At 41.4% G+C, this 6228-nt stretch carries 5 protein-coding genes; 1 reads left to right on the plus strand and 4 read right to left on the minus strand.

Annotated elements, in window-relative coordinates:
* Positions 1-5: 5 nt before the first annotated feature.
* From LI164_RS05835 to LI164_RS05850, 4 genes are all read right to left on the minus strand, one after another.
* Positions 6-1544 (minus strand): NAD(P)/FAD-dependent oxidoreductase, encoded by a 1539-nt coding sequence (locus LI164_RS05835; RefSeq protein WP_227086877.1) that lies wholly within the window; start codon positions 1542-1544, stop codon positions 6-8.
* 372 nt (positions 1545-1916) lie between these two features.
* Positions 1917-2543: a L(+)-tartrate dehydratase subunit beta gene (ttdB, locus tag LI164_RS05840; protein WP_005330521.1), complete on the minus strand. Its 627-nt coding sequence runs from the start codon at positions 2541-2543 to the stop codon at positions 1917-1919.
* A complete protein-coding gene (gene ttdA / locus LI164_RS05845) occupies positions 2543-3442 on the minus strand; it encodes a L(+)-tartrate dehydratase subunit alpha (RefSeq protein WP_040015236.1) in 900 nt (299 codons plus the stop codon). Before ttdA ends, ttdB begins: the two co-directional genes overlap by 1 nt.
* Positions 3443-3568: 126 nt before the next feature.
* Positions 3569-4834, minus strand: coding sequence for an SLC13 family permease (locus tag LI164_RS05850; protein ID WP_040015235.1), 1266 nt, complete (start codon positions 4832-4834; stop codon positions 3569-3571).
* 242 nt (positions 4835-5076) lie between these two features.
* On the opposite strand from LI164_RS05850, the gene LI164_RS05855 reads away from it, so the two are divergent.
* On the plus strand, positions 5077-5946 hold the full coding sequence (locus LI164_RS05855; protein WP_040015234.1) for a LysR family transcriptional regulator: 870 nt from the start codon (positions 5077-5079) through the stop codon (positions 5944-5946).
* Positions 5947-6228 lie beyond the last annotated feature (282 nt).

The raw sequence follows: 6228 nt of genomic DNA on the forward strand, positions 1-6228 counted from the left end.
CCTCCCTACAGCCTGTCCTTATTTGTTCCTACAATGATTCGGGAATCCGGATTATTTTTACAGATTTCTTCCAACGGAATTCCACACTCTCTGGACAGTATCTCCATAATCCTCGGTGTACAGAAACCTCCCTGGCATCGTCCCATGCCTGCCCGGACTCTTCGCTTTACTCCATCCAGCGTCCGCGCTCCAAGCGGTCTTCGGATTGCATCCAGAATCTCTCCCTCAGTCACGGTTTCACAGCGACAGATGACCTGTCCATACGCTGGATCTTTCTGAATCAGTTCCTTTTGTTCTTCCAGACTTAGTTCTGCAAAATGTACGATTCCTTTACGCGTCTCTATGAAATTTTCTTTTTCCTGTAATCTACCTGAACTTTTTTGTTTATCAGCTACTTCGAAACTTCTTAAATTCCCCGAACCTCCTGGATTTATTTGCCGATCTGTATCTTCCATCATTTTTTTTACTAAATCACAGACATACACTCCGATTGCCGGGGCACTGGTAAGTCCTGGTGATTCGATTCCAGCCACATCGATAAATCCTGGCACATCAGTTAATTCTTCTATCTGGAAATCTCCACCATCTTCATGTGCACGAAGTCCTGCAAATGATGTAATGACCTGGCGTGTCGGAATGCCTTTTACGGATTTCGCAGAATCATTTAACACCTTATCAAGCCCTGCTCTCGTCGTCGCATTATCTTCTTTATCTGGAACATCATCGGCAGTTGGCCCGATCATCAGATTGCCATGTATGGTCGGAGTTACAAGAACACCTTTCCCCATTTCCCCTGGCACTTGAAAAATAGTATGACTGACCAGAGTTCCCGCATTTTTATCAAGGAGACAATATTCTCCCCTTCGCGGTGTAATGTGAAGTTTCTTCTCACTGACCATGTTGTGGATTTCGTCCGCATAAACTCCGGCAGCATTGATTACATATTTTGAATATAATGTTCCCTGATTTGTAATGACTTCAAATCCACTTACTTGATGGCATCTCTGTATATCCTGCACACGCGTTCCAAATTGGAACTTCACGCCATTGATTGCTGCATTTTCTGCATAAGCAATATTCATAAGAAATGGACAGACAATTCCTCCGGTTGGTGCATAAAGCGCCGCATACACAGAATCCGCAAGTGCCGGTTCCAGTTCAAGCGCCTCTTCCCTTGTCAGGATTCTTAACCCTTCCACTCCATTTTCTTTGCCTCGCTCTTTCAGTTCTTCTAGTTTTGAAAGTTCTTCCTCGTTCTGACAGACAACTAGTGAACCATTTCTTTTAAACGGAAAATCCAGCTTTTTTGCCATCTCTTCCATCATAAGATTTCCCTGAACATTCAGTTTCGCTTTCAATGTATCTGGCTTTGCATCATGTCCTGCATGAACAATTCCACTGTTCGCCTTACTCGTCCCCTCACAGACATCACTTTCCTTATCCAGCACACAGATTTTCAAATCATAACGTGATAATTCCCGTGCCACAGCACAACCTGAAACACCCGCACCGATAATGATGATGTCATATTTCAAATCCGACATACCACGACCTCCTTGTTTTCTTCATAACAGAAGTTCAAGAATGCCTCGGCATTCTTGCTGCGAGGTGCGCGTCATGCAATTGCATGACATACTTCTACTGCGCACCTCTGCAATCCTGCCGGAGGCTATATCAGCTGGGGGATTGACTCCCCCACTGATACAAGCTTGTTTCTCACCACCTATAGAGGTGGGAGTCATCTCCCAGCTGATATAACTTTATTGTAACGGATTCTGAATTGTGCGACAATACACAATGCGAAAGAAATGTATTATTCAAAATCGAAATAGCACCCCGCTGGTCAGACGGGGTGCCGAGGTTTGGGTATGGTTAGCTTACTAACCAAAATCTTTAAGAGGTTTTCACAAATTGGCTTATTTAATAAATTTTACGTGTTTGCAGATTTCTTCAATTGCTTTGTCTTTTCTCTGATTGAAAATGACTTTGTTCTCTTCGAAGAGATTACGTCCGTCTGTATCAATAGATACGATCAGAGGTCCTAATTCTTTTACGTGGCAGTGCCAGAGTGTCTCAGGCATTCCAAGGTCTCTCCACTGAGCATCCACAATTTCTTCTACTTCTGTAGCTGCTACAACTGCATTTCCTGCTGGAAATACACAGTGAAGTGCTTTAAAGTTCTTACATGCATACTCTGTATTTGGTCCCATTCCACCTTTTCCAATGATAATCTTCACACCAGTTTTTTCAACGAATTCCTTCTCGAATTTTTCCATTCTCATACTGGTTGTTGGTCCAATGGATACCATCTCAAATTTATCATTTTCCAATGGGCGGATAATCGGTCCTGCATGGAAAATTGCTGCATTTCTTACATCAACCGGAAGCTCTCGTCCTTCTTCAACAAGACGTCTGTGAGCTACGTCACGACAAGTTGTCATGCTTCCATTTAAGTAAATAATATCTCCTACATGGATATCTGCCAGATCTTCATCTGTAATTGGCGTTGTTAATATTTTCTTTCCGTCTTTCATCTCGATCATTATAACGTCACCCCCGAATGTGTTGTGATTGTGTAGTTCAGGTCTTTATCAAAGATAATATGTCCACGTCTGTGAGACCAGCAGCCTACGTTTACGGCAACTCCGATTGCAGATGGATGTCTTGCTGTATTCTCAATATGTACGCCCATAACAGAATACTTACCGCCCATTCCCTGTGGTCCAAGGCCAATTTCATTAATTCCGTCCTCAAGAAGTTTTTCCATAGATGCTGCTCTTTCGTTCTCGTTATGGCTTCCAAGTGGACGCATCAGTGCTTTCTTAGAAAGAAGTGCTGCAGTCTCAACAGATGTTGCAACTCCTACACCGACTAACAGCGGTGGACATGCGTTGATTCCGTAGGATGTCATAACATCCATAACGAATTTTGTTACACCTTCATATCCTGCCCCTGGCATCAGAACCATAGCTTTTCCTGGAAGTGTACATCCGCCACCTGCCATATATGCATAAATTTCGCACTGATCACTGTCCGGAACGATGTCCCAGAATACAGTCGGTGTTCCTTTTCCAACATTTTTTCCTGTATTGTACTCGTCAAATGTCTCAACACTGTTATGGCGAAGTGGTGCTTCAAATGTTGCTTTTACAACCGCATCCTTTAACAATGCTTCCAATTCACCGATCAGTGGGAACTTTGTTCCACATTTTACCCAGAACTGTAATACTCCTGTGTCCTGGCAGCTTGGACGATTCAAATCTTTCGCGAGCTTCTGATTCAGTTTCATTGTCTGGTAGATTGTCTTTGACAGTGGACTGTCCTCTTTCTCTGCCAGCTCATCTAATTTTGCAATGATATCGTCCGGCAGTACTTTCCCGATATATGACACGAAGTTCGCCATATAATTCGTAAGTTTTTCTACCTGTTCTGTCTTACTCATGGTAATCCTCCTTATAAATGTGTTATCTTGTACTTTTAAATACATTTTAAAATTTATATATACAACTCTTATAAAGAAGTGTATATGTCTCATTCAGATCATTTCCTATGAAAACTATCTTTTTCCTTACGGGAAAAAAGGAAATGCAATTGGTAAGATAATCATGCTCACGACTGTAGCAATGATAATCAACGGGAATCCAGCTTTTACATAATCCATAAATGTATATCCTCCCGCTCCTACGACCATTGTGTTTGCTGGCATACCAATCGGTGTTGCATATGCGCAGGAACCTCCGATTACACACGCCATCAGAACTGCCCTCGGGTCTGCACCCATGCCCTGTGCAATGGACATACAGATTGGAGCCATCAACGCTGTCGTCGCTGTATTTGACATGAAGTTCGTAAGCAGACAGCAAAGTACAAATACGACAAATGTCAATACATATGGTGACGGATTATCTCCAAGCATTGCGATTACTTTTCCTGCAATCATCTCTCCTGCTCCAGTCTCTCCAAGAGCTGATGCCAGTGAAAGTGTTCCACCAAACAGGAAGATTGTTTTCAGGTCAATGGATTTCAAAGCATCTTTTTCTGAAATAACACCTGTCAGAATTAATACCAGTGCTCCGATGCAGCCTGTCACACAAAGCTTAATTCCAATCTGCTCCTCAAAAATCATTCCAAGAAGAGTCAGAACCAGAACAACTAATGATACAATTTGTTTCCACTTCGGTACATCATCAAAATTCTTGGTCGTATCAAATGCACCATCATCGGTCGGCTCTCTGTCCGGCAGAAGTCTGTGTCCAATCGTTGCGTAGAACAAAATTCCACAGATCAGAATCGGTACACCTACGATTGCATACTCAAAAAATCCGAATGATAATCCGTTTTTCTGAAGTTCGCTCTGTGCAATCAGATTGCCCGGTGCTCCGATCAGGGAAAGGTTTCCACCCATAGCTGCTGCAAATACAAGTGGCATTAGAAGTCTTGATCTGGAATATCCAGATTTTGCTGCAATTCCGATTACTACCGGAATCAGTACCGCTGCTGTACCTGTGTTGGAAAGCACACCGCTCATCACACCTACAATCACCATGATTGCAACGATCAGTGTTCGTTCGGAACTGGCAAATTTGGTTACGATTCCACCGATTTTATTTGCCATTCCGGTTTCAAAGAGTGCACCGCCTACAATGAACATAGCCACAAATAAGATGACGTTACTGTCGATGAATCCGGCAAATGCTGTTTTCACATCTAACACCCTGGTTACAACCAGACCACAACAGACAATCATCGATGTTACTCCTAGCGGAATCTTTTCTAGCACGAACATGATCACCGCAAACAGGAGAAACAAGAGGGTAATTGTTGAAGAACTCATTTGTTTTCCTCCCAGTCTTTTGTTATTATTTTGTATTCCCTTCTTTATGCCCTCATTATATCGGTAGTTTTCCAAATTGTACATTTATTAATACATATGAGAGCATAAAAAAAGATTATAGTAAAATACATTTTTGGCATTTTCAACAGAATCATGGTATAATGAATTATCATTTAACGAGGTGCTTCGTAACATTTTCACAAGAAGACCAGCACATTGCACAAAAAGCAGGAGGAACTTTTATGAAAATCACCCAGTTAGAATATTTCTGTGCCACTTGCAGGCATCACAGTATTACTCAGGCAGCAAGAGAACTTTACGTCACTCAGCCAGCCATTTCCAGCGCAATCCGAGAATTAGAAAAGGAATTTTCCATCAATCTTTTCGTCCGCTCGAAAAACCATGTTACACTCACAAAAGAAGGAGAATTATTTTATCAGAAAGCCCAGGACATGCTGCGTTATATTAAAGAAAGCTCTTCGGAACTCCACGATCTTGGCAGACAGACTCCGCCGGTCCGCATTGGAATCCCACCGCTTTTAAGTACAGTTTATTTTCCGGATATTTATGTAGAATTTTCCAAAATACACCCGGAAATTCACCTGGAATTATTTGAATACGGCTCTATTCGTGCTGCCTCTCTTGTAAATGAAGAGACTCTGGACGTTTCACTAGTTAATATGGATTTTTATGATATTGATAAAATGAACTCTTACCCGATTGATTCCGATTCTTTTGTGTTCTGTGTATCACCGGAACATCCACTGGCAAGAGAAAAAGAACTTACAGTCGAAATGATTAAAAATGAGCCAATTATGATGTACAATACTGATTCAGTACAGACGAATACATTAATGGGACTGTTTGAACGACATGGTATCAAGCCTAATATCATCATGCATGCCAGTCAGCTACATACCATTCGACAGTTCATTGCCCAGAGACTGGGCGGCGCTTTTCTATATAAATCTGTCATACGCAATCTACCGGATATCGTCGGGATTCCAATGAATCCTTCGATAGAACAGCAGATTGGTCTAGTGTGGAAAAAGGGAATTTACATTAATAGTAGTGTGGAAAAGTTTATTACATATATTCAGAATCACTGCTAACTAAGAGAAACACAGTATCAACAGCGATACGACATTATTATCTCAACAGAAATAAACGATAAAACATTATTTTAATCTGCAAAAGCTTTGTTGTTTAAGCGACAAGGCTTTTTTGTATAATAGGAAATGCAACTTTCTATATACAAAAAAATGACTGGCTTTTACCAATCACTTCTTATTATAAAATATATACCTTCAAAACTGCATATAAGAAACTTTTTAACATCTTACCTATCCACCTTACTTGGTTATGCCCTCGACCTATTAGTAACAGTCAGCTCC

This window comes from Dorea sp. 210702-DFI.3.125, from assembly GCF_020560945.1.
Lineage (GTDB): Bacteria > Bacillota > Clostridia > Lachnospirales > Lachnospiraceae > Dorea > Dorea formicigenerans.

Bases quoted from the DNA above. Each gene is read 5' to 3' on its own strand.
- LI164_RS05835 (WP_227086877.1), bottom strand. From the start codon at position 1,544: ATGTCGGATTTGAAATATGACATCATCATTATCGGTGCGGGTGTTTCA.
- ttdB (WP_005330521.1), bottom strand. From the start codon at position 2,543: ATGATCGAGATGAAAGACGGAAAGAAAATATTAACAACGCCAATTACA.
- ttdA (WP_040015236.1), bottom strand. From the start codon at position 3,442: ATGAGTAAGACAGAACAGGTAGAAAAACTTACGAATTATATGGCGAAC.
- LI164_RS05850 (WP_040015235.1), bottom strand. From the start codon at position 4,834: ATGAGTTCTTCAACAATTACCCTCTTGTTTCTCCTGTTTGCGGTGATC.
- LI164_RS05855 (WP_040015234.1), top strand. From the start codon at position 5,077: ATGAAAATCACCCAGTTAGAATATTTCTGTGCCACTTGCAGGCATCAC.